The 24,944-nt window shown below is 72.2% G+C and carries 28 protein-coding genes, 1 tRNA gene and 1 pseudogene; 20 read left to right on the forward strand and 10 right to left on the reverse strand.

Annotation, left to right across the window (positions count from 1 at the left end):
• Window positions 1-16: 16 nt before the first annotated feature.
• Together CFP65_RS32995 and CFP65_RS39385 are read right to left on the reverse strand one after the other, a co-directional pair.
• Window positions 17-244 carry a hypothetical protein gene (locus CFP65_RS32995; protein ID WP_104819619.1) on the reverse strand — a complete coding sequence of 76 codons (228 nt, stop codon included), beginning with the start codon at window positions 242-244 and terminating at the stop codon, window positions 17-19.
• A 106-nt stretch (window positions 245-350) separates the two neighbouring features.
• Window positions 351-1,148: a lipopolysaccharide kinase InaA family protein gene (locus tag CFP65_RS39385; RefSeq protein WP_158702479.1), complete on the reverse strand. Its 798-nt coding sequence runs from the start codon at window positions 1,146-1,148 to the stop codon at window positions 351-353.
• A 367-nt stretch (window positions 1,149-1,515) separates the two neighbouring features.
• Here CFP65_RS39385 and CFP65_RS39390 point away from each other — a divergent pair, with 367 nt between their 5' ends.
• The 3 genes from CFP65_RS39390 to CFP65_RS33010 are packed head-to-tail and all read left to right on the forward strand — an operon-like array spanning window position 1,516 to window position 4,101.
• Window positions 1,516-2,199 carry a hypothetical protein gene (locus CFP65_RS39390; protein WP_158702480.1) on the forward strand — a complete coding sequence of 228 codons (684 nt, stop codon included), beginning with the start codon at window positions 1,516-1,518 and terminating at the stop codon, window positions 2,197-2,199.
• Window positions 2,199-3,233 (forward strand): hypothetical protein, encoded by a 1,035-nt coding sequence (locus CFP65_RS33005; RefSeq protein ID WP_104819621.1) that lies wholly within the window; start codon window positions 2,199-2,201, stop codon window positions 3,231-3,233. Before CFP65_RS39390 ends, CFP65_RS33005 begins: the two co-directional genes overlap by 1 nt.
• Complete coding sequence (locus tag CFP65_RS33010) at window positions 3,226-4,101, forward strand: hypothetical protein (RefSeq protein WP_104819622.1); 876 nt, start codon at window positions 3,226-3,228, stop codon at window positions 4,099-4,101. The genes CFP65_RS33005 and CFP65_RS33010 overlap by 8 nt, the downstream gene beginning before the upstream one ends.
• A gap of 85 nt (window positions 4,102-4,186) precedes the next feature.
• On the opposite strand, the gene CFP65_RS33015 is transcribed toward CFP65_RS33010, so the two are convergent.
• Window positions 4,187-5,266 carry an IS630 family transposase gene (locus CFP65_RS33015; RefSeq protein ID WP_158702018.1) on the reverse strand — a complete coding sequence of 360 codons (1,080 nt, stop codon included), beginning with the start codon at window positions 5,264-5,266 and terminating at the stop codon, window positions 4,187-4,189.
• A 454-nt stretch (window positions 5,267-5,720) separates the two neighbouring features.
• On the opposite strand from CFP65_RS33015, the pseudogene CFP65_RS41475 reads away from it, so the two are divergent.
• Window positions 5,721-5,837: pseudogene (locus tag CFP65_RS41475) on the forward strand (transcriptional regulator); the annotation flags it as partial.
• Window positions 5,838-5,903: 66 nt separating this feature from the next.
• Window positions 5,904-6,257: a zinc ribbon domain-containing protein YjdM gene (locus CFP65_RS33030; RefSeq protein ID WP_104819623.1), complete on the forward strand. Its 354-nt coding sequence runs from the start codon at window positions 5,904-5,906 to the stop codon at window positions 6,255-6,257.
• A 49-nt stretch (window positions 6,258-6,306) separates the two neighbouring features.
• Here the strand turns inward: CFP65_RS33030 and CFP65_RS33035 are convergent, their stop codons facing one another.
• On the reverse strand, window positions 6,307-6,600 hold the full coding sequence (locus CFP65_RS33035; protein WP_104819624.1) for a DUF1330 domain-containing protein: 294 nt from the start codon (window positions 6,598-6,600) through the stop codon (window positions 6,307-6,309).
• 497 nt (window positions 6,601-7,097) lie between these two features.
• Entirely contained in the window at window positions 7,098-7,760 is a 663-nt protein-coding gene (locus CFP65_RS33045) for a hypothetical protein (RefSeq protein WP_104819626.1), read from the reverse strand.
• A 103-nt stretch (window positions 7,761-7,863) separates the two neighbouring features.
• On the opposite strand from CFP65_RS33045, the gene CFP65_RS33050 reads away from it, so the two are divergent.
• The 5 genes from CFP65_RS33050 to CFP65_RS33070 all read left to right on the forward strand — a co-directional run bounded on the left by CFP65_RS33050 (window position 7,864) and on the right by CFP65_RS33070 (window position 10,731).
• Window positions 7,864-8,298, forward strand: a complete 435-nt coding sequence (locus CFP65_RS33050; protein ID WP_104819627.1) for an Hsp20/alpha crystallin family protein — start codon at window positions 7,864-7,866, stop codon at window positions 8,296-8,298.
• 112 nt (window positions 8,299-8,410) lie between these two features.
• Complete coding sequence (locus CFP65_RS33055) at window positions 8,411-8,704, forward strand: STAS domain-containing protein (RefSeq protein ID WP_104819628.1); 294 nt, start codon at window positions 8,411-8,413, stop codon at window positions 8,702-8,704.
• 41 nt (window positions 8,705-8,745) lie between these two features.
• Window positions 8,746-9,150 carry a DUF2267 domain-containing protein gene (locus CFP65_RS33060; RefSeq protein WP_104819629.1) on the forward strand — a complete coding sequence of 135 codons (405 nt, stop codon included), beginning with the start codon at window positions 8,746-8,748 and terminating at the stop codon, window positions 9,148-9,150.
• Between the two features lie 50 nt (window positions 9,151-9,200).
• The gene (locus tag CFP65_RS33065) at window positions 9,201-9,599 is read left to right on the forward strand and encodes a DUF2267 domain-containing protein (RefSeq protein ID WP_104819630.1); all 399 of its coding nucleotides are present in this window, start codon (window positions 9,201-9,203) and stop codon (window positions 9,597-9,599) included.
• Window positions 9,600-10,449: 850 nt separating this feature from the next.
• Window positions 10,450-10,731 carry a MerR family transcriptional regulator gene (locus CFP65_RS33070; RefSeq protein ID WP_104821298.1) on the forward strand — a complete coding sequence of 94 codons (282 nt, stop codon included), beginning with the start codon at window positions 10,450-10,452 and terminating at the stop codon, window positions 10,729-10,731.
• 186 nt (window positions 10,732-10,917) lie between these two features.
• On the opposite strand, the gene CFP65_RS33075 is transcribed toward CFP65_RS33070, so the two are convergent.
• From CFP65_RS33075 to CFP65_RS33085, 3 genes are all read right to left on the reverse strand, one after another.
• Window positions 10,918-11,298, reverse strand: a complete 381-nt coding sequence (locus CFP65_RS33075; protein WP_254552698.1) for a CBS domain-containing protein — start codon at window positions 11,296-11,298, stop codon at window positions 10,918-10,920.
• A 116-nt stretch (window positions 11,299-11,414) separates the two neighbouring features.
• Window positions 11,415-12,956: a DEAD/DEAH box helicase gene (locus CFP65_RS33080; protein WP_104819631.1), complete on the reverse strand. Its 1,542-nt coding sequence runs from the start codon at window positions 12,954-12,956 to the stop codon at window positions 11,415-11,417.
• A gap of 374 nt (window positions 12,957-13,330) precedes the next feature.
• On the reverse strand, window positions 13,331-13,534 hold the full coding sequence (locus CFP65_RS33085) for a cold-shock protein (protein ID WP_030918248.1): 204 nt from the start codon (window positions 13,532-13,534) through the stop codon (window positions 13,331-13,333).
• Between the two features lie 403 nt (window positions 13,535-13,937).
• On the opposite strand from CFP65_RS33085, the gene CFP65_RS33090 reads away from it, so the two are divergent.
• Both CFP65_RS33090 and CFP65_RS33095 read left to right on the forward strand, forming a co-directional pair.
• Window positions 13,938-14,165, forward strand: coding sequence for a hypothetical protein (locus CFP65_RS33090; protein ID WP_104819632.1), 228 nt, complete (start codon window positions 13,938-13,940; stop codon window positions 14,163-14,165).
• A 110-nt stretch (window positions 14,166-14,275) separates the two neighbouring features.
• The gene (locus tag CFP65_RS33095; RefSeq protein ID WP_104819633.1) at window positions 14,276-14,638 is read left to right on the forward strand and encodes a hypothetical protein; all 363 of its coding nucleotides are present in this window, start codon (window positions 14,276-14,278) and stop codon (window positions 14,636-14,638) included.
• Window positions 14,639-14,785: 147 nt separating this feature from the next.
• Here CFP65_RS33095 and CFP65_RS33100 read toward each other — a convergent pair.
• Window positions 14,786-14,873, reverse strand: a tRNA-Leu gene (locus CFP65_RS33100).
• Window positions 14,874-15,189: 316 nt separating this feature from the next.
• Between CFP65_RS33100 and CFP65_RS33105 the strand changes: the two genes are divergently transcribed.
• Window positions 15,190-15,801 carry an ATP-binding protein gene (locus CFP65_RS33105; RefSeq protein WP_371682487.1) on the forward strand — a complete coding sequence of 204 codons (612 nt, stop codon included), beginning with the start codon at window positions 15,190-15,192 and terminating at the stop codon, window positions 15,799-15,801.
• A gap of 74 nt (window positions 15,802-15,875) precedes the next feature.
• Here the strand turns inward: CFP65_RS33105 and idi are convergent, their stop codons facing one another.
• Window positions 15,876-16,448: an isopentenyl-diphosphate Delta-isomerase gene (gene idi / locus CFP65_RS33110; protein ID WP_104819634.1), complete on the reverse strand. Its 573-nt coding sequence runs from the start codon at window positions 16,446-16,448 to the stop codon at window positions 15,876-15,878.
• A 1,023-nt stretch (window positions 16,449-17,471) separates the two neighbouring features.
• Here idi and CFP65_RS33115 point away from each other — a divergent pair.
• The 7 genes from CFP65_RS33115 to CFP65_RS33145 all read left to right on the forward strand — a co-directional run bounded on the left by CFP65_RS33115 (window position 17,472) and on the right by CFP65_RS33145 (window position 24,859).
• Entirely contained in the window at window positions 17,472-19,478 is a 2,007-nt protein-coding gene (locus tag CFP65_RS33115; protein ID WP_371682557.1) for a DUF5941 domain-containing protein, read from the forward strand.
• On the forward strand, window positions 19,475-20,230 hold the full coding sequence (locus CFP65_RS33120; protein ID WP_104819635.1) for a sugar phosphate nucleotidyltransferase: 756 nt from the start codon (window positions 19,475-19,477) through the stop codon (window positions 20,228-20,230). The genes CFP65_RS33115 and CFP65_RS33120 overlap by 4 nt, the downstream gene beginning before the upstream one ends.
• On the forward strand, window positions 20,218-21,279 hold the full coding sequence (locus tag CFP65_RS33125; RefSeq protein WP_104819636.1) for an iron-containing alcohol dehydrogenase family protein: 1,062 nt from the start codon (window positions 20,218-20,220) through the stop codon (window positions 21,277-21,279). The genes CFP65_RS33120 and CFP65_RS33125 overlap by 13 nt, the downstream gene beginning before the upstream one ends.
• A 70-nt stretch (window positions 21,280-21,349) precedes the next feature.
• A complete protein-coding gene (locus CFP65_RS33130) occupies window positions 21,350-22,087 on the forward strand; it encodes a CDP-alcohol phosphatidyltransferase family protein (RefSeq protein WP_174805673.1) in 738 nt (245 codons plus the stop codon).
• Complete coding sequence (locus CFP65_RS33135) at window positions 22,084-22,974, forward strand: glycosyltransferase family 2 protein (protein ID WP_104819637.1); 891 nt, start codon at window positions 22,084-22,086, stop codon at window positions 22,972-22,974. Before CFP65_RS33130 ends, CFP65_RS33135 begins: the two co-directional genes overlap by 4 nt.
• Window positions 22,975-23,076: 102 nt before the next feature.
• Entirely contained in the window at window positions 23,077-24,051 is a 975-nt protein-coding gene (locus tag CFP65_RS33140; protein WP_104819638.1) for an ABC transporter permease, read from the forward strand.
• Between the two features lie 34 nt (window positions 24,052-24,085).
• Window positions 24,086-24,859 (forward strand): ABC transporter ATP-binding protein, encoded by a 774-nt coding sequence (locus CFP65_RS33145; protein WP_104819639.1) that lies wholly within the window; start codon window positions 24,086-24,088, stop codon window positions 24,857-24,859.
• Window positions 24,860-24,944: the final 85 nt, after the last annotated feature.

The raw sequence follows: 24,944 nt of genomic DNA on the forward strand, positions 1-24,944 counted from the left end.
GCCGGGCTGCGTCGGCTCAGGAGACGACGGCCACCGGGTGGCCGGAGTGGTGGTAGGCCATCCCGTAGCCGGGTACGGGTGAGAACACGTCCGACTGCGGATAGTCCGACATCACCATGGTGGGGTGGTTGCGGTGATCGGCGGTCGCGGCGGCGGCAGCTCCGGTGGCGGCGGCCACCGCCGGCGCGGTGAGGGCCAGGACGGCGGCGGACAGCAGGGCGGTACGGCGGGCGGAGCGGTGCACTGACGGTCTCCTCTGTCGAGGTGCTCGATGTGCTTGCTTCTCGGTCTCGGTCTCGGGTTCGGCGGCGGGCGCGGGCCGGCCGCGGGTCGGTCAGGTGCCGGACGGCTCAGGTCAGGCACTCCTCCAGCGCTGCGGCGAACTCACGCATCGACGGGTGACGCAGCCGAGGGTCGGCGTGCAGCGCGGTGCCGAGGACGGGCGCCAGGCCGGGCCAGCTGCGGGCCGGCCAGCCGGTCACCAGTGCCTCGCGATCGACGGTGGAGCGCGGGCCCGGGACGGTTCCGTTCAGGACCTGGCCCAGCACGGCCGCGACCGCGTACTGGTCGGAGGCGGCGGTCGGGCGGCCGTCGCTGACGAAGCCGCCCGGGACGGGGAGCAGTTCGAGCTCGGGCGGGGCGTACAGCCGGGTGACCTTGCCGCCGCGGGCCGGGCCGGCCGGGCCGGCGAGCGGGCGGGCGTTCTCGAAGTCGACGAGGGCCGCCTCGCCGTCCGGGGTCAGCAGGATGTTGGTGGGGCTGACGTCGCCGTGGGCGATCCCGTGCTCGTGCAGGCGGGTGAACGCCTCGGCCACCGCGCCCGCCACGGCGGCGAACAGCTCCGCCGTCTCCGGGGTACGGGCCCGGGCCACCGGCCCGTGTTCGTGCAGCCAGTGGGCCAGGGGCACCCCGGAGCGCCACTCGCTCGCCAGGTACCGCACGGCGCCGCAGCTGTCGTGGCCGAGCGGTCGCGGGGCCAGGCCGGAGTGGCGGAGTTGGTCGAGGACGGCGCGTTCGTGGTCCAGCAGGGCGAGTTCGGCGGCCGGCGCGGCCAGGCAGGCGAGCTTCAACGCCACCGGCCCGTGCGCCCGGTAGACGGCGGAACACCCGCGCGCACGGAGGCGGGCGGCCGTCACGAACCCGCCCACGCGAAGCCCCGGCACGTCTTCGTGCGCGCACCCGTGCCCCTGAACCGGTGTCGCGTGATTCGGTGTCGCGTGATCCGGTGCCACCCGCCGCCTCCCGTCCGCCGCTCGGGCCGTCGGCCGGATCAACGAGGGCGGCGTCATCCGGACACCTCCCGGCGGTCGAGATGACCCAACCGGCCCCGCCAGGGCGTCCCCGGCGTCGGCGAAGGGCGCCGGGGGGCGCCCGGGAGCGCGCCTGAGGTGGCCGAATAGTGATGCGGTACAGTCTGGGCCGCTCGGGCGGCAGCCGCCCGATGTCATGGCCGGAACAGCACTGGACAGCAACGGGGGACAGGCAGTGGCGATCGACGATCTTCCAGGGCCGGTCGTGACCTTCCTGAACGTGATCGGCGTGCCCTGGCCGTACATCAACGAGGACGAGGTCCGGCAGTTCGCCACCATGGTGCGCCAGTTCGGCGAGGCGGTGGAGCGGACGCACGCCGAGGCGACCCGGACGCTGGGGGACTTCGCGCAGGCGTACCAGGGTGCGGCCACCCGGCAGATGCAGTCGGGGTGGGCCAAGCTGTCCGAGCGGCACACCCAGGAGCTGGTGGCGGGCTGCCACGTGCTCGCCGAGGCGCTGGAGATCGGCGCGGACGTGATCGTCGCGCAGAAGGTCGAGGCGCTGGCGGAGTTGGCCGTGATGGCGGCCACCTTCATCGCCGACCAGGCGGCGGCCGTGGCCACCTTCGGCCTGGCCGAGGCCGCGGTGCCGGTGATCGTGGAGACCGGCAAGAAGCTGCTGGAGACGCTCAAGCAGCAGATCATCCAGTACATCATCGGCGAGATCATCGAGGCGGCGGCCAAGCCGCTCTTCGCGAAGATCGAGCACGCCATGTCCGGACTGGACTGGGGGCAGGCGGGCGCGGCCGCGGCCGGCGACGCGGGGGACGGGTTCATGATCCACCACGGCGATGCCGGCGGTCACCTCCAGGTGCTGCGCAGCCACACCGACACCTTCCGCGAGCACGCGCAGACCCTGCGCGCCGGGCTCGAGGGGCTGGCCTTCTGATGGCGGGGGGAGGCGAGGAGAAGGCCGTCTTCCACGCGCTGCGGACGGACGCGCTCGACGCGCTGCCCAAGATCGCCGAGAAGCACGCCGCCGTGGTGGAGGACGCCGTCGAGAAGGGCGGGCGGAACATCGCCGCCCACGCGGCCAACGACGCCAAGCTGGTCGAGGACCTCAAGCCCCGGCCGCCCACGAGCGAGGTCAAGGCGCCCCAGGTGCCCGGCGCCCGCACGGCCACCGACTCGGTCACGCCGGCCGGAGCGGAGAAGGACCTGCGGCCCACCTTCGAACCGAAGGCCGAGGTCGAGCCGGGCCCGCGCCCGGACGAGACCCCTTGGCACGGCAACAGCGCGCTGCGCGACGGCCCCAGCTACCAGCAGGAGATCGACGACCAGCTGCGCCCGCGCGGCCTCGACCGCGCCGAGCACGACCGGCTCCGGCTCAGCCCCACCAACGACCTCTCCGAGGCCGAGGCCCGCCAGGTGGTCGAGGTCCGCGACTCGATCAAGCTCGAAGAGGGCCGGATGGTCACCAAGGTGGTCAAGCCCGAGATCGCCCAGGCGTACCTGGACAACGCGGCCAAGCTCGGCACCCGTGACTTCAACCCCGGCGAGTTCCGGGGCTCCATCGCGCGCGGGTCCGACACCGCCGACCTGCGGAGCATGGACGAGCTGCGGGACGGGCTCGCCCTCGACGACGGCGGGGCCGGCTGGTCGCCCGTCCCGCCGGGGGCCACCGAGGCGTACCAGCTGCGCTTCCCCGCGCCGCACGGCATGGCGGCCGACCCGACCCTCGGTGCGGTCGGCGACCAGGCACTGGCGGACAAGGTGGCCGGCATGGCCGGGCAGACCCCGGGCCGGGCCTGGGACGAGCCGTTCCTCGGCACCGGCTACACCGGTGGCGGCGTGCCGGAGTGGGACGCCAAGCCGACCGGCTTCCCGCACCATGCTGAGATATGGCGCATGAACGCCGACGGCACCGAGGAGGCCGTCGGCTACTTCGACAAGAACGAAGGGCTGTGGAAGTACCATGACTGACCCCGCCGGCCGCCGCTACCAGGTCAAGGGTGAGCTCGCGGCCTTCCGAGGGGTGCTCTTCCCCGCCCGGACCGCCGCCGGCCTGTGGCCGTACGTGGAGCTGCTGCCCGAGCCCGGCGCCGCCGCGCCCGAGGGCGTCGAGCCGCGGCGGGCCGCCGACGGCTCGGTGGCCGGGTACCCGGTGGCGCCGGAGCAGCTCGAGGCCTGGTACGCCGTGCACTGGACCTTCCACTGGCGGGGCGAGCCCTTCGAGTGCACCGGGGCCACCGACACCACGATCGCCGGCACCTACCTGGGCACCGACCAGGAGTTCGCCAAGGCGCACCTGAAGCGACGGGTGATCGGCTACCGCGGCGAGTTCCCGCGCGCCGAGGTCACCGACCCGACGGAGCACCGCGAGGACCTGCTCGGCCCCCGTACCGCCCTGGCCCGCCGTCTCGCCGAGGCCGGCCACTTCCGCCCGGCGGTCCAAGCGACTTACCGGGGCCGCACCTACCCGGCCGCCGCCGAGCCGGACGCCACCGGCCGGATCGGCCTGACCGGCGCCGACCTGGCCCACTCCGACCTCCCCGTCGACCCCCAGGACCCGACCCGCCACCTCGCCGCCCCGGCCCAACTCGACGCCTGGTACCGCACCCACTGGACCTTCCACTGGCAGGGCGGCCCCTTCCAGGCCGTCGGCACCTCCGAGGGCCGGATCAAGGGCGTCTACACCGGCGCCGACTGGGGCTTCGTCGACGGCCTCCAACTCACCCAGGAGCCCGCCCCCGACGGCGCCCGCCCCCACTACACCGTCGAGGTCGCCCTCGACGAGGTCACCGACCTCGAACAGCACCGCACCGACCTGCTGCCCCCGCTCACCGACTGACCCGCCCCCGGGTGCTCCTCGGCGCGCCTCGCCCGGCCACCGGGGTTGCTAGTGCTGCTCCGCGGAAGTTCGTGGAGGGTGTTGATCAGGCGGCTTTGAGCGGGGTGCCTTCGTAGGTCCACCGGTAGGGCCTTGCGGTGTCGTTGTGCCCGATTACGTAGGCCTGCAGCTTATCGATCAGGTCGTCGCGGCTGGAGAAATCGCCGTGCCGCACGACCCGGCGGGTCAGGGCGGAGAAGAACAGTTCGACCTGGTTGAGCCACGAGGCGTGCGGCGGGGTCCACCGGACGTGCCAGCGCGGGCGGGCCGCCAGCCACGCTCTGGTGTGTCTGGCCGTGTGAGAGGAACCGTTGTCGAGCACGACGTGGATCTCCTTGCCTGGGGCGATCGCCCGGTCGAGTTGCTCCAGGAACGCGGTGAAGGTCACCGCGTCGTTACGGGTGATCACCTCGGTGAGCACCTCACCGGTGCAAACATCGAGCGCGGCCACGAGGGAAGCCGTGCCGTGGCGCCGGTACTCGAACTCCTGCCTGACCGGCTCGCCGGGCCGCGCGGGACGCCCAGGACAGCGGCGCGAGCGGGCGGCGATCGCGGTCTTCTCGTCGATCGAGAGCACCACCGCTCCCTCGGGCGGATCCAGGTAGAGGGCGCACACCTCGGCGGCCCGCTGCCAGAAGTCCGGGGTGTCCCGCCGGGTGAGCCAGCCTCGCACCTTGTGCGGCTTCAGGTCTAGGCCGGCCAGGATCCGGCCGACCTGGGAGGCGGAAACCGGCGCGAAGCACGTGCCGGCCACCCGCCGGGCGATGGCCCGGTGCGACCAGGTCGACTCCGGATACGGCGGCGCGCTGGTCGCGGTGGCCACGATCGCCACGCGGACCTCGGGCCCGTACGATCGCGGCCGGCCCGAGCGTTCGGCGTCCCGCAGGCCGCCCAGACCCAGGGCTGCGAACCGCCCCCGCCACTTGCGCACCGTGTTCACGCTGACGTCCAGCTCCCGGGCGATCGCGCCGTTGGCGAGTCCGTCCGCCGCCGCGAGTACGATCCGGGCCCGCAGCACCACCCGCACCTCGGACTTCGCCGAAGCCACCGTCCTCACCAGCCGCTCACGGGCCTTGGCCTCCAGCACCACCGCAACCGCCGTCCCCGCCCGTCGCCCACCATGCACGGCCAACGATCATGGCGGGCCGCCGCCGCACCCGGCAGGATGGGCCCGTGCCGAAGAATCCGCCGGAATCTATGCAGCACCACCTACGCCAGCGCCTGAACCGCCACGCCCGCGAACGCTGGCCGCACGTGGACGCCATCGGGGTCCGCTTTCGCGCCGGATTCGCCTACCTGGCAGCCGAGTTGCCCGGTGGACAGAGCCTGCCGCTGTGTCGCCTGCGCTTCACCGGCGTGCTGCACACCTGGGGCTTCGCCCTCTACCTGGCCAGCAGCGACAGCTACAAGGACAACATCCTGCCCAGCGAACTACCGGCCGGCTCCCCGAGGAAGCCCTCGACTGCGCGGGCGACCTCTACCTCAGCGGACTGGCTATCTGATCAACACCCCTCCACGAACTTCCGCGGAGCAGCACTAGGGTCGACAGCTGGCGATGTTCCGCTGTTCGAAGCCCGGCCCTCGGCCACCCCGTCCTGGAGCTGCTCAGCGAGCGCCCGCACGCGGTGGCCGAGCTGCTCCCGCAGGTCGGCGTCGAGCCGGCCCATCTCTCCCAGCAGCCAGCGGTCCTGCGCCGCAGGACCGAGTACCGGTATTACGAGTTGAAAATTTATGAAAGTCGTCAGGTTGGATAGGGTCGGAGCATGAGCGACCACCTGCCCCCGTGTCCGAAGTGCTCCAGCGAGTACACCTACGAGATGAACGCCCTGATCGTCTGCCCGGAGTGCGGCAACGAGTGGGTGCCCGCGGGGGACGAGGGCGAGAGCGCCACCGGCGAGCGAGTGATCAAGGACTCGGTCGGCAACGTCCTGAACGACGGTGACACCGTGACGGTCGTCAAGGCGCTCAAGGTCAAGGGCAGCGTCTCGGGCATCAAGGCGGGCACCAAGGTCCGCAACATCCGGCTGGTCGACGGCGTGGACGGCCACGACATCGACTGCCGGATCGAGGGCTTCGGCGCCATGCAGCTCAAGTCCAGCGTGGTCAAGAAGGCCTGACGCCCCGGCGGCGGCCCCGGGCCGAACCCCGGGCCCGACCGGGCCTCGGTCAGTCGAGCCCTTCGACGATGCGGAACTCGCGCTCGACGCCGTCGGCCAGCACGGCCAGCGCCTCCTGGTAGGCCGCACTCTCGCGCGCCGCGACGGCCTGCTCGAAGCTGTCGAACTCGATCAGCACGGTGCGCTCGGCGACTCCGCCGTCGTACGCCGCGACCCGACCGCCCCGGACGAAGGTCCGACCGCCCCCGGCCCGGACGGCCGGAGCGGCCAGCTCGTTGTAGGCGGCCAGCTTCTCGGGGTCCGCAATGCTGCGGTAGACGCTGACCCAGTAGCCCTTGGGCATGGCACGAACCTCCAGTGTCGGGATGAGCGGATCTGCCGTACGCCGGGCCGGCCGCCGGGTCGGCGATGACCATCAGGGCGGTTGCCCGGTCACCGCCGGGCCCCTCGCGGCCCCGGCTTTCGAGCCCCACCAGATGCTCCAGCGCCCCGGCCTCCTGGCCGGAGCGGGGCGCCTCGTCGAGCCCGTGGCGCATGCGCAGGGCGATCTACCCCGTGGTCGCGCCGGTAACCGCCGTCGCGCTTCCGAGCCCCTTTCCGCCCCACCCTCACCGGCGCTCCCGGGTGACGGAGCCTCAGGGCCGTCCCTGGTGCTCCTCCCGTGGCTCTCGTCCGGCGATTCCCGCGCCGAAAGCACCGAAGAGGCGGTCGCGAAGGGCGTCGAGGCGCTGGAGGCAGTCGTCCAAGGCGGCGACCGTCGCGCCGGTCTCGTCTCGCAGACGTCGTCCGACGTGGTCCAGCTGGTGCTGGATGTGGTCCCAGCGTGCTTCGGCGGTGGGTTCAGGCGCGTCGTTGGTCACTGTCCTGGCGGAGCTGGTCGGTGTGGTCGGAGAGGGCGTCGAGGCGGTCCGTGAGCGCCGGGTGGGCGGCTGCGAGGTGGGGGCGGATCTCGGCGAGCGGGGCGAGGAGGCCGGCCGGATCGGGGGCGCCGAGTGCGGTGGTGAGCGCGGCCTGAGCGGCGCGGCCCCGGGGCGGGAGGCCGGTGAGTGCGAGGGCCTGGGCAGCGAGGACACGCAGGTCGGCAGCGTTCGCACGGGCCCAGTCGTCCACCGTGCGGTCGGCGGCCCGGCGGTCGCGGACGGCCTTGACCCGCTCGGCGCCGGTGCTCTTCCCGGTGGCCGGGCGCAGTCGCAGGTAGCGGTTCTCGGCGGCTTGACGGCTGGCGACGCCCATGGGCCGGGCCAGGTCGGCCCAGGTGGCGCCGGAGGCCCGGGCGGTCTCCACCAGGCCGGCTTCCCAGGTGGCGAGGCGGCCGCGCAGCTCGTGCAGCAGCAGGACGGCGGCCAAGGCCTGCACCGGGTCGGCCGGGGGTTCGTCGGCCCCCGGTCCGGCGGTCTCGGCGGTGCGCATGGCCTCGTCCATGGCGGCCAGCGCCGCCGCCGCGGCGAGGAACGACACGGGGTTGTCGCCGTCTTCGGGGCCGGTCGGTCTCGCGCGCACCATTGTCACTCTCCTGGCGACTCTCGCAGTTGTCATCGGATGGATGACATGTTAGAACGGATTCAGGTGAAGCGCACTGGCACCCACAGTCCTGGAGGTGTTTCGCATGCTGATGCGCACTGACCCGTTCCGCGATCTGGACCGTCTGACCCAGCAGTTCCTGGGTGCGAACGGCACTTGGTCCCGGCCCGCCCCGATGGCGCTGGACGCCTGCCGTGTCGGGGACGAGTACGTGATCTGCTTCGACCTGCCGGGCGTGGATCCGGAGGCGATCGACATCGACGTCGAGCGGAACATGCTGACCGTCAAGGCCGAGCGCCGTCCCCGCCACCAGGGCGAGGACGTGAAGTGGGAGCTGTCCGAGCGCCCGCTCGGCGTGTTCTCCCGGCAGGTCATGCTCTCCGACACCCTCGACCCGGAGGGGATCAGCGCCGACTACGACGCGGGCGTGCTGACCCTGAAGATCCCGGTCGCCGAGAAGGCCAAGCCGCGCAAGATCGCGATCAGCCACAGCGGCGACCGCAAGCAGATCCGGGCCTGACCGCCCTGGCCGGGCCGTCCCGCGCGCACACCCCCGTCGCGCGGGCGGCCCGCCCTCGCACACCACTCCCGCACCGGCCCGCACGGCGGGCCCGCGAGGCAGGTGAGGTGCCATGACCAGCAAGGACACCATGGCCGCGGTGGTCCGGGCGTACGGCGATCTCGACCTGGACACCGCGCCTGCCCTGTGCCGCGACCTCACCGCGGCCCTTCCCCGCCACCGGCAGGTCGTCCTGGACCTGTCCGGGGTGGACTTCATGGACTGCTCGGGCATCGGTGCTCTCGTCCACGCGCAGAACCAGGCCGACCACCTCGGTGTCGCCCTGGAGGTGCGCGGGGCCGGTCCCGCCGTCCGGCGGCTGATCGAACTGACCGGACTCGGCACCCGGGTGACCCTCCGGCCCTGACCGGACGGCTCCCGCCCGAGCATCCCGAAGGGAGACACAGAGTGACACTCCGATGGGAAGCCTTCCTGGATCGCGTCCAGGAGCGCGGTGCGTACGCCACCCGGGACGAGGCCGAGCGGACGGCGCGCGTCGTCCTGGCCCTGCTCGGCGCCCACCTCCTCGGACAGGTCCGCGCCGACCTCGCCGCCCGGCTGCCCGAAGCCCTGGCCCTGGTCCTCCTCAACCCGCTGCCCGCCACCGAACCGCTCACCCCCGAACGGTTCGTACGCGCCACCGCCGCCTGGATCGAGGGCGCCACCGAGGCCACCGCCGTGTGGGACATCGGCGCCGTCCTGTCCACCGTCGTCGACGCCGCCGGCCAGGACCTCATGCACCACATCCTGCTCCAACTGCCACCCGGCTACGAGGCGCTGTTCGGCCGACCGGAGCGCGACCTCCGCCCCTGACCCACCCTCATCCGGCCGCCCCAGGCGGCCCCGACCACCGAAGGCCCGCCATGACCTGGCACCAACTCCTCGACCACGTCCGCCGGCTCGGCCAGTACGCCACCGAGCAGGAGGCCCAGCAGGCCCTCGACGTCGTCCTCGGCATACTCGGCTCCCAGCTCGGCGGCGACGAACGCTGCGCCCTCGCCACCGTCCTGCCCGAGCGCGCCCGAGCCACGTTCGTCGCACCGATCCCGCTCACCCGGCCTGCCACCGCGCCGGCTTTCGTCGAGGCCGTCGCCCGCAACCTCAACACCACGCTGGCCCAGGCCCGCTGGCACACCTCCACCGTCCTGGCGGCCCTCGCCGACGCCGCCGGCCCCGACCTCACCGATCGCCTCCTCGCCCACCTGCCCCGCGGCTACGCCTTCCTCTTCGGGCGCGCCGACCTCATCGCCGCAGCTGCCTGAACCGGGCGGCACCACACGTCCTGCGGGGCGCAGATTACCTCCCTCTCGGACACCGAAAAATCTATGCTCGCTGGAGTAGACATTGCCCCGCGGTGTGGTTAGTGTTTCTCTCGTAGACGCGGTCAAGAAGTAACCGCCAGACACGAACTGGCGGGTAGAGTTGGAGAAGTCTGCAGGTCGGCACGGTTGCGGGATCCTGGCGCCAGGGTTGGTGCAGTAGGCGACAGGGTTGGCAGCCGGGCCGGGTGGCCCGCGGTGATCAGGGGCCGCCACGAGTGGTATCAGCAGTCGCAGTACGCGGTATCCCAGCAAAGGCGCCAGACTGCGGGCGCGCGTGCTGGGAGTCCGGCAGTGGGGTTCCAAGCCGAGCAGGTGAGCAGGACGGGCGACGGGGCTGGCTGTCGGACCACGTGGCCCACCAGGGCCCTGGCATGACAGGCAAGTGGCAGTTCAGCAGTACCGAGAAGGTTCGTAGTATCCGCAGTTGGCAGTATCAGTCCGTGAAGAGGATGAACGGAGGGACAGAGCGCCATCAGGATCGCCCGGCCCGTGAAGACGTCACCCGGGCGGACACCGCAGACCCCCTTTTGAGTACGAGGACGGTGGTTTCCGGTCACGCATACGCGATCCCTGCATCCCCCCACCGACGGGGAGTTGCGGAACAAGGAACCCGGCCCCGGCCGGTAGATGGTGTTGTTTCCCCTTCGGGGCCCCGGAGCCGCTTTGGCGCCGGGGCCCCTCGACGCGTTCCCCAGGAACCAAGAGAGGTGCAGTGACTACGACGACCGACAAGCCCCACACCCCCGACAGCGTCAGCTCGTTCGACGATGACGACTACCCCGCCTACACGATGGGGCGCGCCGCCGAGATGACCGGCACCACCCCAGGCTTCCTACGCGCCCTGGGCGAGCAGGGCCTCATCACTCCGCTACGCTCCGGCGGCGGCCACCGCCGCTTCTCCCGCTACCAGCTGCGGATCGCGATGCGCGCCCGCGACCTCGTCGACCAGGGCACCGCCATCGACGCGGCCTGCCGGATCGTCATCCTCGAGGACCAGCTCGAGGAAGCCCTGCGCATCAACGAACAACTGCGCCGCTCGCAGGCCGGCCCGGAATCCGCAGCCGACACCTGATCCGACGACCTCCCCCCGCCTCGTGGACAGGCCCGCGGTGAGCGCCAGTGCTCGCCGCGGTCTGCCGAGCGCGGGCGGGCCGAGGCGGCGCGGAGTCCCGAGCGGCCGTCCGCGCCGGGTTCGCTCCCGCCGGTAGGTGTGACGGGGCGGGGGATGATCGGCCGGATGGTCCCTGCGGCTGGGTGCTCAGAAGGTGAGCAGGCCGATGGCGTGGCCGTCGTGGTCCACCACCGGCCACGCGTCGAGACGGCGGGCCCGCATGGCGGCGGCGGCCGAGGCGGCGGGCAGGTCGGCGGTGGCGAACGGGGCCCGGTCGAGGACGATGTCGCGCACGGCTGTGCGTTCGGTGTACCAGGACCGGGCCTGGAACGGCGCGAGGTGCAGGCGGGTCAGCAGCCCGGCGCAGCGGCCGTCCTCGTCGCGGACGAGGACGTGGTCTGCGCCGGAGCTCCGCAGGATGTCCATCGCCGTGTCGACCATGACGTCGTCACTGATCTGCAGCTCCGGGCGTTTCATGAGGTCGCCGACCGTGGCGGTGGGCACGGGGCTTTCGAGGGTGCTGAGCATGAGTGGACTCCTTCGCGTCCGTGCCGCCGTCCGTGCCGCCGGTCGGGGCGGGGGTCGGGACACTGGCGGTGGTAAGGGGGACGGCTCTGGCGAGCGGGCACGGCCCGCGCGGTGTCCTACGCGGCGAGGGTGACGCGCCTGGGCGCCGCGTTGCGGGAGCCGGTGGCGGCCTGCGTGTTGCGGCCGGCCTGTGCGGGGCGGTTGCGGCGGTTGCGGTTCGCGGAGGTGTTGCGGCGGGGGCGTTCGACGACGGGGTCGGGGATCACGGTGGGGATGCCGGTGGGCACGCGGGCGCCGGTGATGCGGGCCAGCTCCTCGTCGCCGGCGCTGACCCTGGTGGTGACGGGGGTGATGGCGGCGGTGGCCAGCATGCGGGCCATCCCTCGGCGCTGGTTGGGCAGCACCAGGGTGACGACGGTCCCGGACTCGCCCGCCCGGGCGGTGCGGCCGCCGCGGTGCAGGTAGTCCTTGTGGTCGGTCGGCGGGTCCAGGTTGACGACCAGATCGAGCCCGTCGACGTGGATGCCGCGGGCGGCGACGTTGGTCGCGATCAGCGCGGTCACCTGGCCGGTGCGGAACTGCTCCAGGGTGCGGGTGCGCTGGGGCTGGGACTTGCCGCCGTGCAGCGCGGCCGCCTTCACCCCGCTGGCGAGCAGGTCGAGCACCAGGCGGTCGGCGCCGTGCTTGGTGTCGGTGAACATGATCACCCCGCCCTCGCGGGAGGCGATATGGGCGATCGTGGCGGCCTTGTCGTGGTTCTGCACCTGCAGCACGTGGTGCTCCATGGTGCTGACCGCCCCCGCGGACGGGTCCACCGAGTGGGTGACCGGGTCCTTGAGGAAGCGGCGGACCAGGCGGTCGACGTTGCGGTCCAGGGTGGCGGAGAACAACATCGTCTGGCCGCCCTCGGCGACCTGGTCGAGCAACTCGGTGACCTGCGGCAGGAACCCCATGTCGGCCATCTGGTCGGCCTCGTCCAGCACCGTGATGCCGACCTCGTCCAGCCGGCAGTCACCGCGCTGGATCAGGTCCTTGAGGCGTCCGGGGGTGGCCACCACGACCTCCGCACCGCGGTTCAGCGCCTGGGCCTGGCGGCCGATCGACATCCCGCCGACCACGGTCGCCATCCGCAGGCGCACCGCGTGGGCGAAGGGGGTGAGGGCCTCGGTGACCTGCTGGGCCAGCTCGCGGGTGGGCACCAGCACCAGTGCCAGCGGGCGGCGCGGCTCGGCCTTCCGCCCGGCGGTGCGGGCCAGCACCGCGAGCCCGAACGCGATGGTCTTGCCGGAGCCAGTGCGCCCGCGGCCCAGCACGTCACGGCCGGCCAGCGAGTTCGGCAGGGTCGCGGCCTGGATCGGGAACGGGGAGGTGACGCCCTGGCGGGTCAGCACCGAGAGCAGCGCGCTCGGCATGTCCAGCTCGCCGAAGGACTCGACGGCCGGCAGCGCCGGGGTGGTGCTCACCGGCAGCGCGAACTCGGCGTGCGAGGAGGAGCCCTGACGGCCGCCCCGACCGGAGGAAGGCCGGCCACCGGCCGGGCGGTCGCCGTAGAAGGAACCGCCACCGGAGCGGGACCCGTGGGTGCCGGCGCCGGAGCGGGAGCCCGTGGCGGAGCGGGAGTCGGAGCTCCGGTAGGAGGAGCGGCTGGAGCGGTTCATGCGGGGAACCTTCCTCGGGGTGGCACGTCACGAGGAAGGCTCCGCAGCGCGGAGGCGCCGGGCGGAGCTCGCAAGGAACGGGCCGGAAGTGTGACGGACGGGGCGTGGACGGTAGAACCGTGCGGCACGTCACCTACGGTCGGCGCTCACCGCGAAGGTGCGGGAGCGAAAGACCTCGAACCGTGAAGCCTCACGGCAGGGCGCCGATCCGGACGCGGCGCCGGGCGTCTCGCGTGGGGATGGCTGCCGGTGGCGGAGCCAGGGGGCCTGAAAGGCCGGGGCGTGCGTCGTGGCGCAAGGCCGAGGGGCCCGCACCGAGCGTGTACGCGGTGCGGGCCCCTCGCTGCCGGGCGGGGTGCCTTCAGCAGTAAGAACTACAGCGGGCGAATGTTCTCCGCCTGCGGGCCCTTCTGGCCCTGCGTGACGTCGAACTCGACCTTCTGGCCCTCGAGCAGCTCACGGAAGCCGTTGGCGTTGATGTTCGAGTAGTGGGCGAAGACGTCCGGGCCGCCACCCTCCTGCTCGATGAAGCCGAAGCCCTTTTCCGCGTTGAACCACTTCACAGTGCCATTAGCCATAAAGAAATCTCCTTCAGAGGCTGTCCGAAGCCCGCACTGTGCGGGATCCGAGTGCCGAGATGATGACCCACCCGGAGAGGAGCCGGGAAACAGAAATGCGCCTGCGAAACATCAGCAGGCGCACACAAAGTTCATGGGAACCACTACTGCAACTGAGATCGACTCTAGCAGGCCGTGGCCTTCCGTGGTGGATCATTTCCCTCCGGGTTTCGCGGGCGCCTCCTGCGGGGCGCACCGCCTCCGGTGCCCCGATGAGGCCAACACGCCGCACTGGCAGGAACGTTGAAGGCGTGGCCGGGGGTCGTGTGCGCCTCGGCGGCTCAACCGGCGGAGGCGAGGAGAATGGGACCGGGGCGCTGTCGAACGGGCCCGGCGCAGCGATTTCTGGCGCATACTGCAGGGAATGACGAAATCAGCAGCAGTCCGCCGGCCCCTGCCCACCAGCCCCTTCAAAGCCCAGGCCCAGGCACCGCTCAAGCGGTTCGCCGTGGGCGACCGGGTGACTCACGACCGCTACGGCCTCGGTCGGGCCATCGGCGTCGAGGGCGACAGCGACATCGCCGTACTCGTCGACTTCGGATCGCGCCAGGAGCGCATCACCCAGCCGTACACCGAGATGTTCAAGCTCTGATCCCGAGCAGTGCCAGGGCCGGCCGCCGGCCGCTCGCGCCGCCCCGCCGCTCGGCGTGACGGGGTGAGGGCGGCGCGAGGGGCCGGTGGCCGTGTCATATTCTTGGGTCCATGTCGAACCCTGACGGGCTGCTCGTCGACATCGCGGCGATGGTCGAGTCCGAGCGCAGCAATCAGATGTCCCTGACCGTGGTGGTCCCCGGCGCGGTGATCACCGGCAGACTTGCGCCGGTGACGCTGTGGTGGGACCGAGTGGCGGAGGTCCTCCAGGCATCGGAGCACCTCAAGCCGTTCGCCGCCCTCTTCGCGTCGCCTCCCGAGGGCCCGGCGGTGCGGCCCACCCACCTGCACTTCCATCGGGCGAAGATCCTCCAAGGCGACTTCGGCCTGCCCCACACCGGCGGCATGTACCGCATCGCCATCGAGGACGTCAGCAGTTGGACGGTCGGGGACCTCAGCTACTCCGACTCCTGACGCCCGACGTAGCCGTGGCGTGGCCGCCTCGGGCAGCCACGCCACGCAACGGTGCTCGGCCCGGGCTGCGAGCCGGAGCGTGCTCGGAAGGCGTCCCCGAGAACGAGAGAACCCCCGATCAGAGACCTGATCGGGGGTTCTGCTATCTGGTGTCCGAGGGGGGACTTGAACCCCCACGCCCGATAAAGGGCACTAGCACCTCAAGCTAGCGCGTCTGCCATTCCGCCACCCGGACAGGGTGTGTGCCTCGGGGTTTCGCTTGCTGTTCCCCTTGGCGACACGGAGAACACTACCAGGGTTCCGAGCTGGTTCTCACCAGTGTTTTGGCTGCTCGGGGGCGGGAGTGGTGGGGGAACGGTCGGAAGGGGGTGGGGAGCGGACGGGAACGGTCGGGGGGTGGTCGGAAGTGGTCGGGTCGGGCCAAGTTGGCTGTCGCTGCCACGGAGTGGGGCGGTGCTCTCCTAGCCTCGGTGCACCGAGGGAAGCCTTGAGCGGAACGCCGGATTCCCCGTTGTGCCGGAAGGCGACCGGAAGGCGAAAGGCGGCCTGGAGTGGAGCAGATCGGTGGGGCGGCCGAGCCGGTGGTCGGGCGAGGGCGGGAGCTGGAAGGGCTGGAGCCGCTCGGGGCCGTACCGGGGGAGGGGTCGGCCGAGGGGCCGGAGCCGGGGGTGTGGCGGTTCTCGGCGGTGGCCCACGAGGCGGCGGTGCCGCAGACCCGGCACGCGGTGCGCGACCGGCTGCTCGCCCAGGGGATGGCCGGGCAGCAGTACCAGGAGCTGATCGACGACGTGCTGCTGATCGTCTCGGAGCTGGTGAGCAATGCCGTGACGCACGCCGCCGTGCTCTCCCCGTACCTGACGGCGGAGCTGCGGATCGGCGGCGGCTGGGTGCGGATCTCGGTGGAGGACGGCCACCCGTACCGGCCGAGGGCCCTGGAGAGCGATCTCGGGCAGCTCGGCGGGCGGGGGCTGCTGCTGGTGAAGAGCGTGACCCTGCAGGCCGGCGGCGTCTGCGACGTGGAGCGGACGGGCGAGGGCGGCAAGGTGATCTGGGCCTCGCTGCCGATCCCGGAGAAGTCGGGGAGCGACCAGCACGAGGGCCCCGGGGCGCTGGCCGAGCTCGGCTTCGAGCCGGGCCTGGAGGAGGGGCAGTGGTCGTTCTAGGGCTTCGTCCGCAAGAGCGGCCCTGACTCGGGGGTGGGCGGCGGCCCGGCGCCGCCGCCCACCCCCGAGGGCGGCTACCAGTCGCGGCCGGCGATCTCCCGGATCCCCGGGAGGGCGGCCTCGAAGACCGTCCGGAACCAGACCGAGAACGGCCGCTCGGCCTCCAGCGCCTTGAGCTCCTCGGCCGTGACGAACAGGGTGTCGTCCACCTCGTCCGGGTCCGGGTTCAGGTCGGCGGTGACCAGGCCGACGAAGAGGTGGTTCCACTCGCGCTCGATCAGGCCGGAGGCCTCGTCGGGCAGGTCGTAGCGGACGGTGCCCGCCTCGCAGAGCAGGGCGGGGGCGGCGCCCAGCTCCTCGGTGGTGCGGCGGGCGGCGGCGACGAAGGGGGCCTCGTCCGGGTAGGGGTGGCCGCAGCAGGTGTTGGACCAGACACCCGGCGAGTGGTACTTGCCGAGGGCGCGGCGCTGGAGCAGCAGCCGGCCCTGGCGGTCGAAGAGGAAGACGGAGAAGGCCCGGTGGAGCCGCCCGGGCTGCTGGTGGGCGGAGAGCTTCTCGGCGGTGCCGATGGTCACACCCTCGTCGTCGACGAGCTCCAGCAGGATCTCCGGCGCGGTCAGGGTCTGGGGGGTCGAGCTCTCGGACAAAGGGGCCTCTTTCGGCACGAGGGGACCGGAGCCGTGGCCCGGGCATGCGGGCCCGGCCCGGCCCGCCAGGTCCGGCGGTCGGCTGCACGGCGCCGACGGGCCCTCGCCGAGCCCGGGCGGACGGTGGCCACGGCTCCGGCGGAGCAGAAACGACTCCGGTGGAGAAAGGGGAGACCTCTGGCGGATCGCGGGCGGGCCGTGGCCGGTTCGCGAGGGTTTCGCGGTGCGGCCCCGACATCGTCCACGACACCTCCACGGCTCCACCGCGGAACGGCCGTACGACGTACCTGGGACGGGACGGAGGCTTGCACCGGCGTCGGGGGCCAGTCTGCCGTATGGGTCGAGACCCTGGGTGATCTGACGCTCACGACGGCGCGAAAGACTCGAACGCAGCCGAACAACGGACCAAGTTGTTCGATTTGTGACCGAGTTGGTCGGTCTCCGGTCGACGTTCGGTCGGTTCCGCTTCACCCGCTGTCCGGCTGCTCGTCAGGTCGCCGTGGGGCTCGGAGTGGTAGGCGGCTTGAACCTTCGACCCGCCGTCCGGAATGATGATCCGCACGGTCCGGGGTCGTCAGCTGCGGATAAGTGCTGCCTGCTGCCGTTTCGATGGCGAACTGATGGTCCGGTAGCCTCGATCGGTGCGTCCGGTTCTGTCCGAAGCGCCCCCAGCCGTGCCACCTGCCGCCTGTTCGAGACCGGATCAGGCGCGAACCGGGTGCGGCAGCGACACCGACCGAGAACGCACCGACCCAGAAGCAGGCACCGGGAGACCGGCGCCCGACCCCCACCGTCCCACCGCACTCCGTTGTGGCCGGACCGCACACCACCGCCAGGGAGTGAGTCCCGCTGTCCACTGTGATCGTGACCGGCCCCGCGCTGCTCGACAGCGCCGAGGCCCGCTCCGAGGCGCACCCCGGGGCCCGCTCCGCCGAGACCGCCCGCTCCGGTGCCGCCGCCGGCTCCGATGCCGCCGGCCCGGGCGGGACGCGGACGGCCGTCGAGACGACCGCCGCCCCGGCCCTGTCGCCGACGCTCGCCGCCGACCTCGCGGCGCTCGGCTTCGACCGGGTGCTGCACGCCGCCGACCCCGCCGAGCTGGCCGCGCTGGCCGCCACCGTGCTGGCCCCCGTGGCGGGCCGGTCCGGCGGCCGCCGCAGCTCGCGCGAGGCGAAGGCCGAGCGAATAGCGGTGGTGGACGGCGGCTTCACCGGCCACCGGCACGCCCTGCGGCTGGCGCTGACCGACCCGCGCTTCCCGGCCGCGGCCGTGCCCGGCGCCGTGGTGCTGGCCGGCCCGCAGGCCCGCACCGCCCTCGCGGCGGCGGCCCACGCGCTGGCCCCCACCCCCGCCCCGGCGGCGGAGCAGCTGCACCCGGCGGACCGCATCCCGCACCAGGCCGGGCCGGCGCACCTCGAGACGGAGACCGCGGCCCCCGCCGGGCTGCCCCTGCCCGACCGCCTCGCCGCCGCACTGGACGCCCAGGGCGTCCCGGTGCAGCGCCCCGAGCTCGGCGCCCTGGTCGCCACCGTGCCCGCCTCGGCGAGCGAGCTGCGGGCCGCCCAGGCGGCCGTGGCCGAGGTGGACGAGGAGGCGATCCGGCTGCGCCGGGCGGTCAAGGCCCGGGACGGCTTCTTCACCACGTTCTTCATCAGCCCCTACTCGCGCTACGTGGCCCGCTGGTGCGCCCGGCGCGGCCTCACCCCGAACCAGGTGACCACGGCCTCGCTGCTGGTCGCGCTGCTCGCGGCCGGCTGCGCCGCCACCGGCACCCGGGGCGGCTTCGTCGCGGCCGGCGTGCTGCTGATCGCCTCCTTCGTCCTGGACTGCACCGACGGCCAGCTGGCCCGGTACGACCTCCAGTACTCCACGGTCGGCGCCTGGCTGGACGCCACCTTCGACCGGGCCAAGGAGTACTCCTTCTACGCGGGCCTGGCGCTCGGCGCCGCCCGCGGCGGCGACCACGTCTGGGCGATGGCGCTGGCCGCGATGGTGCTGATGACCTTCCGGCACAGCGTGGACTTCTCGTTCATGGCCGCCGACCAGACCAGCGCCGCCTCCGCCGCCGCCGCCTCCGCGAAGGCCACCGGGGAGAAGGCCGCCCCGGGCGCCCCGGGCGCGCCGGTCAACACCAGCCCCACCGCCCAGCTATCCAACCGGCTGGACCGGGTCGGCTGGACGGTCTGGGCCCGCCGGATCATCGTGCTGCCGATCGGCGAGCGCTGGGCGATGATCGCCGTGCTCACCGCCTGCACCACCCCCCGGATCACCCTCTCGGTGCTGCTGGTCGGCTGCGCGCTGGCCTGCTGCTACACCACGGCGGGCCGGGTGCTGCGCTCGATCAACCGCCGGCGCCCCCGCCCGGACAAGGCCGCCGCCGAGGTGGCCGCGCTGGCCGACGGCGGCCCGCTCACCGAGCTGCTCGCCCCCGTGCTGCGCCCGGTCCACCGCCTGCCGGGCCTGGCCGCCCCCGTGCTGGCCGCGCTGGCCGCCGTCGGGCTCCCGGTCGCGGTCTACACCAGTGCGGGCACCTGGCAGGCCGTGGGCGCCGCTGCGGGCTACGTGCTGCTCAGCTCCCTGGTACTGGCCCGCAGGCTGACCGGCGCGCTGGACTGGCTGGCCCCCGCCTTCTTCCGGGCCGGGGAGTACCTCACCGTGCTCGCGCTGGCGCTGCGGCTGGACATCGGCGCGCTCCCGGCCGCGTTCGGGCTGGTCGCTGCCGTCGCCTACCATCACTACGACACGGTGTACCGCCTGCGCGGCGGCACCGGGGCGCCGTCCCGATGGCTGGTACGGGCGACCGGCGGGCAGGAGGGCCGGGCACTGCTCGTGACGGTCATCGCGGCGCTCGCGTACCACGGCAGCCCCACCGGCCCGATCGGTCACCAGGGTGCCGGGGCGTCCGCCCTGCAGACCGCCATGGTGGCGCTGGCGGCCGTTCTCGCCCTGGTCGTGGTCGCCGAGAGCATCCACTTCTGGGTCCTCGGGGATGCCACCGCCGAACACGACGAATCAGGAGACACCGCATGATCGGCCTCGTTCTCGCCGCCGGCGCCGGCCGCCGGCTGCGCCCGTACACCGACACCCTGCCCAAGGCACTGGTGCCGGTGGACGGCGAGCGGACCGTCCTGGACCTCACCCTCGGCAACTTCGCCGAGGTGGGCCTGCGCGAGGCCGCCATCGTGGTGGGCTACCGCAAGGAGGCGGTGTACGACCGCAAGGACGCGCTGGAGCAGAAGTACGGCGTCAAGCTCACCCTGGTCGAGAACGACAAGGCCGAGGAGTGGAACAACGCCTACTCGCTCTGGTGCGCCCGTGACCTGTTCGGCGAGGGCCTGCTGCTCGCCAACGGCGACACCGTGCACCCGGCCTCGGTGCAGCGCACCATGCTGGACGGCAACGACCGGCGGATCAAGGAGGGCGACGCCCCCGGCATCCTGCTGGCGCTGGACACCGCGAAGAAGCTGGCCGACGAGGAGATGAAGGTCGTCGTCGACCCGGCCACCGGGGTGCGCCGGATCACCAAGCTGATGGAGCCGGCCGAGGCGACCGGCGAGTACATCGGCGTCACGATCATCAACCCCTCGGCCGCCGGCGACCTCGCCAGTGCCCTGCAGGCCACCTTCGAGCGCGACCCGCAGCTGTACTACGAGGACGGCTACCAGGAGATGGTCAACCGCGGCCTGCGGATCGACGTGCAGCCGATCGGTGAGGTCTCCTGGGTCGAGGTGGACAACCACGACGACCTGGCGAAGGCGCGGGAGATCGCGTGCCAGTACTGACCCGGCTGGTGCCCTCGCCGGTCTTCGTGGAGATCCGCTCGGGGGCGCTGAACGCCCTCGGCGGGATCCTCGCGGACCAGCGGCTCTCGGCCAACGGGCGGATCGCGGTGGCGATCAGCAACGGCTCCGGCGCCAAGCTCCGCGCCCGGCTGGAGCCGCTGCTGCCCGACGCGGTCTGGTTCGAGGTGGCCGACGGCACCCTGGACTGCGCCGTCGGCCTGGCCGACCAGCTGCGCGGCGGGCACTTCGACGCCCTGGTCGGGCTCGGCGGCGGCAAGATCATCGACGCGGCCAAGTACGCCGCCGCCCGGGTCGGCCTGCCGATCGTCTCGGTGGCCACCAACCTGGCGCACGACGGCCTCTGCTCGCCCGTCTCCACCCTCGACAACGACGCCGGGCGGGGCTCCTACGGGGTGCCCAGCCCGATCGGCATCGTGGTCGACCTGGACGTCATCCGACAGGCCCCCAAGCGCTTCGTGGCGGCCGGGATAGGCGACGTGATCTCCAACATCTCCGCCTGCGCGGACTGGGAGCTCTCGCACCGCGTCACCGGCGAGCCGGTGGACGGGCTGGCCGTCGCGATGGCCCGCTCGGCGGGCGAGAACGTGCTGCGCCACCCCGGCACCCTGGAGGACGAGGACCTCCTGATGTGCCTCGCGGAAGCCCTGGTACTGTCCGGCATCGCGATGAACATCGCGGGCAGCACCCGGCCGTCCTCGGGGGCCTGCCACGAGATCTGCCACGCCCTGGACGTGCTGTACCCCAAGCGCTCCGCGCAGCACGGGGAGCAGTGCGGACTGGGCGCCGCGTTCGCCAGCCACCTGCGGGGCGAGCACGAGCTCACCGGCCTGATCGCGGAGCGCCTGCGCTTCCACGGCCTGCCGGTCACGGCGGCTCAGATCGGCTTCTCGGAGGCGGAGTTCACCGAGGCGGTGCACTACGCTCCGAACACCCGGCCGGGCCGCTTCACCATCCTGGAACACCTCGACCTCTCCCCTTCAGACATCAGGGACGCGTACGCCGACTATGTCCAAGCCGTCAACAGCTGACCGCCCCCCGGTGGACCTCACCCGCCGCCCCTCGATCGAGGAGCTGCGCGCCGTGATCCACCCGGAGGGCATGCTCCAGCGCCGCAGCGCGGAGCACTGGGCGGGCCGCCTCTACATGCGCAGCATCTCGCTGCGCATCACCCGGGTGCTGTCCACCATGACGGTGATCACGCCCAACGGGCTGACCTACCTGATGATGTTCACCGGCATCCTGGCCGGCGCCGCCCTGGTGATCCCCGGCATCGCCGGTGCCCTGCTCGGCGCCCTGCTGATCCAGGTCTACCTGTTGCTCGACTGCGTGGACGGCGAGGTGGCCCGCTGGCGCCGGCAGACCTCGCTCACCGGGGTCTACCTGGACCGGGTCGGCCACTACATGTCCGAGGCGGCCCTGCTCACCGGCCTGGGCCTGCGCGGGGCGGACCTCTTCCACCGCCAGGGCACCGCCTCGCACTGGGAGTGGGCCTTCCTCGGCACGCTGGCCGCGCTCGGCGCGATCCTGATCAAGTCCGAGACCGACCTGGTGGACGTGGCCCGGGCCCGCAGCGGCCTGACCGCCGTCGAGGACAGCGCCTCGGTGCCGCGCTCGGCGGGCGTGGCCAAGGCCCGCAAGGTGGCCTCGCTGCTCAAGTTCCACCGCCTGGTCGGAGCGGTCGAGGCCTCGCTGTTCATCCTGGCGGCGGGCATCGCCGACCAGGTGCACGGCGGGCTGTACTTCACCCGGCTCGCGGTGGTCGTGCTGGCCGCGATCGCGATGCTCCAGACCGTGCTGCACCTGCTCAGCATCGTGCTCTCCAGCAGGCTGCGATGAGCACGGCCACGGACTTCAAGCTGGGCGCCGTCATCATCACGATGGGCAACCGCCCGGCCGAGCTGAACGCGCTGATCGAGTCCGTCCGGGCCCAGGAGGGCCCGGCCGTCGAGCTGGCCGTGGTCGGCAACGGCGCGCCGCTGCCGCCGCTCCCGGCGGGCGTGCGCAGCGTCGAGCTGCCGGAGAACCTCGGCATCCCCGGCGGGCGCAACGTCGGCATCGAGCTGTTCGGCCCGGACGGGCGGGAGGTGGACGCCGTCCTCTTCCTGGACGACGACGGCGCCCTGCCCCTCAAGGACTCGGCGAAGCTGCTCCGCGAGGCGTTCACCGCCGACCCGGAGCTCGGGATCGTCTCGTTCCGGATCGCCGACCCGGACACCGGCGAGACCGCCCGGCGCCACGTGCCCCGGCTGCGGGCCAGCGACCCGCTGCGCTCCTCCCGGGTGACCACCTTCCTGGGCGGCGCCAGCGCCGTCCGGACGGCGGTCTTCCCGCGGGCCGGCCAGCTGCCCGGCGAGTTCTTCTACGCCCACGAGGAGACCGACCTCGCGTGGCGCGCGCTGGACGCGGGGTGGTCGATCGACTACCGCGCGGACATCGTGCTGCACCACCCCACCACCTCCCCGGCCCGGCACGCCACGTACTTCCACAACGTGGCCCGGAACCGGGTCTGGCTGGCGCGACGGAACCTTCCGGCCCCCCTGGTGCCTCTCTACCTGGGGGTCTGGTTGCTGCTGACCCTGGCCCGGCGTCCCTCCGGCGAGGCCGCCAAGGCCTGGCTGGGCGGCTTCCGGGCGGGCTGGAGCGAGCCCTGCGGCCCGCGACGGCCGATGAAATGGCGTACTGTATGGCGATTGACCAGGCTGGGTCGACCGCCAGTCATCTGATCGCAGCCGCCGGCGGCCCCCGTCGCCGGCGGACAAATCCCCCCGTGAACCCTGTGGGTCCCCACCGGCCGCCTTGCCGGACCGATCCCGCGAAGGACGAATGTGTCGACAGTGAGTGACTCCGTCAGCCTCTCAACTCCAGGTGGAGCTGATGCGGGTCTGACCCCGAAGCAGTTGGCGGACAAGTACGGCCTGACGGTCAGCGGCAAGCGCCCCGGGATCGTGGCGTACACCAAGCAGGTCTGGCAGCGACGCCACTTCATCGTGGCCTTCGCCACCGCCCGCCTGGTCGCCCAGTACACCACCGCCAAGCTCGGCCAGCTGTGGCAGGTGCTGACCCCGCTGCTCAACTGCGCGGTCTTCTTCCTGGTCTTCGGCGTCATCCTGAAGAGCCGGGACGGCATCCCCGTCTACATCGCCTGGCTCTGCGTCGGTGTCTTCACCTTCCAGTTCACCCAGAGCGCGATCCAGTCCGGCACCCGGTCGATCTCCGACAACCTCGGCCTGATCCGCGCGCTGCACTTCCCGCGCGCCTCGATGCCGATCGCCTTCACCGTGATCCAGCTCCAGCAGCTGCTGATCTCGATGGTCGTGCTGGTCGTCATCGTGCTGGCCAACCAGGTCCCGCCGAGCGTGACCTGGCTGCTGGTGATCCCCGCGTTGATCCTGCAGGCCATGTTCAACACCGGCCTCGCCCTGGTGATGGCCCGGATCGGCGCCAAGGCCTCCGACATCTCGCAGCTGATGCCGTTCGTGCTGCGCACCTGGATGTACCTGTCGGGCGTCATGTACAGCGTGCAGGCCCAGCTGGAGACCTACCCGAAGATCGTCCAGAAGATCGCGGACCTCAACCCGGCCTCGGTCTACATGGACCTGATGCGGTACGCGTTCATGCCGGACAGCTTCGACAAGAAGAAGTACCCCGCGCACGCGCACGACGCGGCCGGCCACGCGCTGCCGCACTACCTGACCCTCCCGCACCACGTCTGGGCGATCGCGATCGCCTGGGCCGTCGTCGCCCTCGCCTTCGGCTACCTGTTCTTCTGGAAGGCCGAGGAGGAGTACGGCCGTGGCTGACACCGCAACCACCGAGACCCCTGGAGCAGCGGCGATGACCAAGGCCGACACCCGCATCCCGACCGTCGTCGTGGACGACGTGCACATCGTCTACCGGGTGCACGGCGCCGGCTCCGGCAAGGGCTCCGCCACCTCGGCGCTCAGCCGGCTGATCTCCAAGCGCAGCTCGCCCGCGATCCGCGAGGTGCACGCCGTGCGCGGCATCAGCTTCACCTCGTACCGAGGTGAGGCGGTCGGTCTGATCGGCTCCAACGGTTCCGGCAAGTCGACCATGCTGGCCGCCATCGCGGGCCTGCTGCCGACCGAGAAGGGCGGCATCTACACCAACGGCCAGCCCTCGCTGCTGGGCGTCAACGCGGCCCTGATGAACGACCTGACCGGTGACCGCAACGTCATCCTGGGCTGCCTGGCGATGGGCATGTCCCCGGAGGAGGTGAAGCGTCGCTACCAGGAGATCGTGGACTTCTCCGGCATCAACGAGAAGGGCGACTTCATCTCGCTGCCGATGCGCACCTATTCCTCGGGCATGGCGGCCCGCCTGCGCTTCTCGATCGCGGCGGCCAAGACCCACGAGGTGCTGCTCATCGACGAGGCGCTCGCCACCGGTGACCAGAAGTTCCAGAAGCGCAGCGAGGCCCGGATCCGGGAGCTCCGCAAGGAGGCCGGCACGGTCTTCCTGGTGTCGCACAACAACAACGCGATCCGGGACACCTGCGAGCGGACCATCTGGATCGAGAAGGGCGAGATGGTCATGGACGGCCACACCGACGAGGTCGTCCGCGAGTACGAGAAGTTCAACCGCGGCTGATAATCCGAATGCTCCGGCCTCCCTGCCTTCTGAGACGGGGAGGCCGGAGCATTTTGGTAGAGGCGTTCGGATTACGGCTGACGTG

The organism is Kitasatospora sp. MMS16-BH015 (assembly GCF_002943525.1).
Taxonomy (GTDB): Bacteria; Actinomycetota; Actinomycetes; order Streptomycetales; family Streptomycetaceae; genus Kitasatospora.

What these genes read in the sequence shown, in the direction of transcription:
- CFP65_RS33005 (WP_104819621.1), top strand. Translation starts at nt 2,199, where the DNA reads ATGGCGGGGGGAGGCGAGGAGAAGGCCGTCTTCCACGCGCTGCGGACG.
- CFP65_RS33010 (WP_104819622.1), top strand. Translation starts at nt 3,226, where the DNA reads ATGACTGACCCCGCCGGCCGCCGCTACCAGGTCAAGGGTGAGCTCGCG.
- CFP65_RS33030 (WP_104819623.1), top strand. Translation starts at nt 5,904, where the DNA reads ATGAGCGACCACCTGCCCCCGTGTCCGAAGTGCTCCAGCGAGTACACC.
- CFP65_RS33035 (WP_104819624.1), bottom strand. Translation starts at nt 6,600, where the DNA reads ATGCCCAAGGGCTACTGGGTCAGCGTCTACCGCAGCATTGCGGACCCC.
- CFP65_RS33045 (WP_104819626.1), bottom strand. Translation starts at nt 7,760, where the DNA reads ATGGTGCGCGCGAGACCGACCGGCCCCGAAGACGGCGACAACCCCGTG.
- CFP65_RS33050 (WP_104819627.1), top strand. Translation starts at nt 7,864, where the DNA reads ATGCTGATGCGCACTGACCCGTTCCGCGATCTGGACCGTCTGACCCAG.
- CFP65_RS33055 (WP_104819628.1), top strand. Translation starts at nt 8,411, where the DNA reads ATGACCAGCAAGGACACCATGGCCGCGGTGGTCCGGGCGTACGGCGAT.
- CFP65_RS33065 (WP_104819630.1), top strand. Translation starts at nt 9,201, where the DNA reads ATGACCTGGCACCAACTCCTCGACCACGTCCGCCGGCTCGGCCAGTAC.
- CFP65_RS33070 (WP_104821298.1), top strand. Translation starts at nt 10,450, where the DNA reads ATGGGGCGCGCCGCCGAGATGACCGGCACCACCCCAGGCTTCCTACGC.
- CFP65_RS33075 (WP_254552698.1), bottom strand. Translation starts at nt 11,298, where the DNA reads ATGCTCAGCACCCTCGAAAGCCCCGTGCCCACCGCCACGGTCGGCGAC.
- CFP65_RS33080 (WP_104819631.1), bottom strand. Translation starts at nt 12,956, where the DNA reads ATGAACCGCTCCAGCCGCTCCTCCTACCGGAGCTCCGACTCCCGCTCC.
- CFP65_RS33085 (WP_030918248.1), bottom strand. Translation starts at nt 13,534, where the DNA reads ATGGCTAATGGCACTGTGAAGTGGTTCAACGCGGAAAAGGGCTTCGGC.
- CFP65_RS33090 (WP_104819632.1), top strand. Translation starts at nt 13,938, where the DNA reads ATGACGAAATCAGCAGCAGTCCGCCGGCCCCTGCCCACCAGCCCCTTC.
- CFP65_RS33095 (WP_104819633.1), top strand. Translation starts at nt 14,276, where the DNA reads ATGTCGAACCCTGACGGGCTGCTCGTCGACATCGCGGCGATGGTCGAG.
- CFP65_RS33120 (WP_104819635.1), top strand. Translation starts at nt 19,475, where the DNA reads ATGATCGGCCTCGTTCTCGCCGCCGGCGCCGGCCGCCGGCTGCGCCCG.
- CFP65_RS33130 (WP_174805673.1), top strand. Translation starts at nt 21,350, where the DNA reads ATGCTCCAGCGCCGCAGCGCGGAGCACTGGGCGGGCCGCCTCTACATG.
- CFP65_RS33135 (WP_104819637.1), top strand. Translation starts at nt 22,084, where the DNA reads ATGAGCACGGCCACGGACTTCAAGCTGGGCGCCGTCATCATCACGATG.
- CFP65_RS33145 (WP_104819639.1), top strand. Translation starts at nt 24,086, where the DNA reads ATGACCAAGGCCGACACCCGCATCCCGACCGTCGTCGTGGACGACGTG.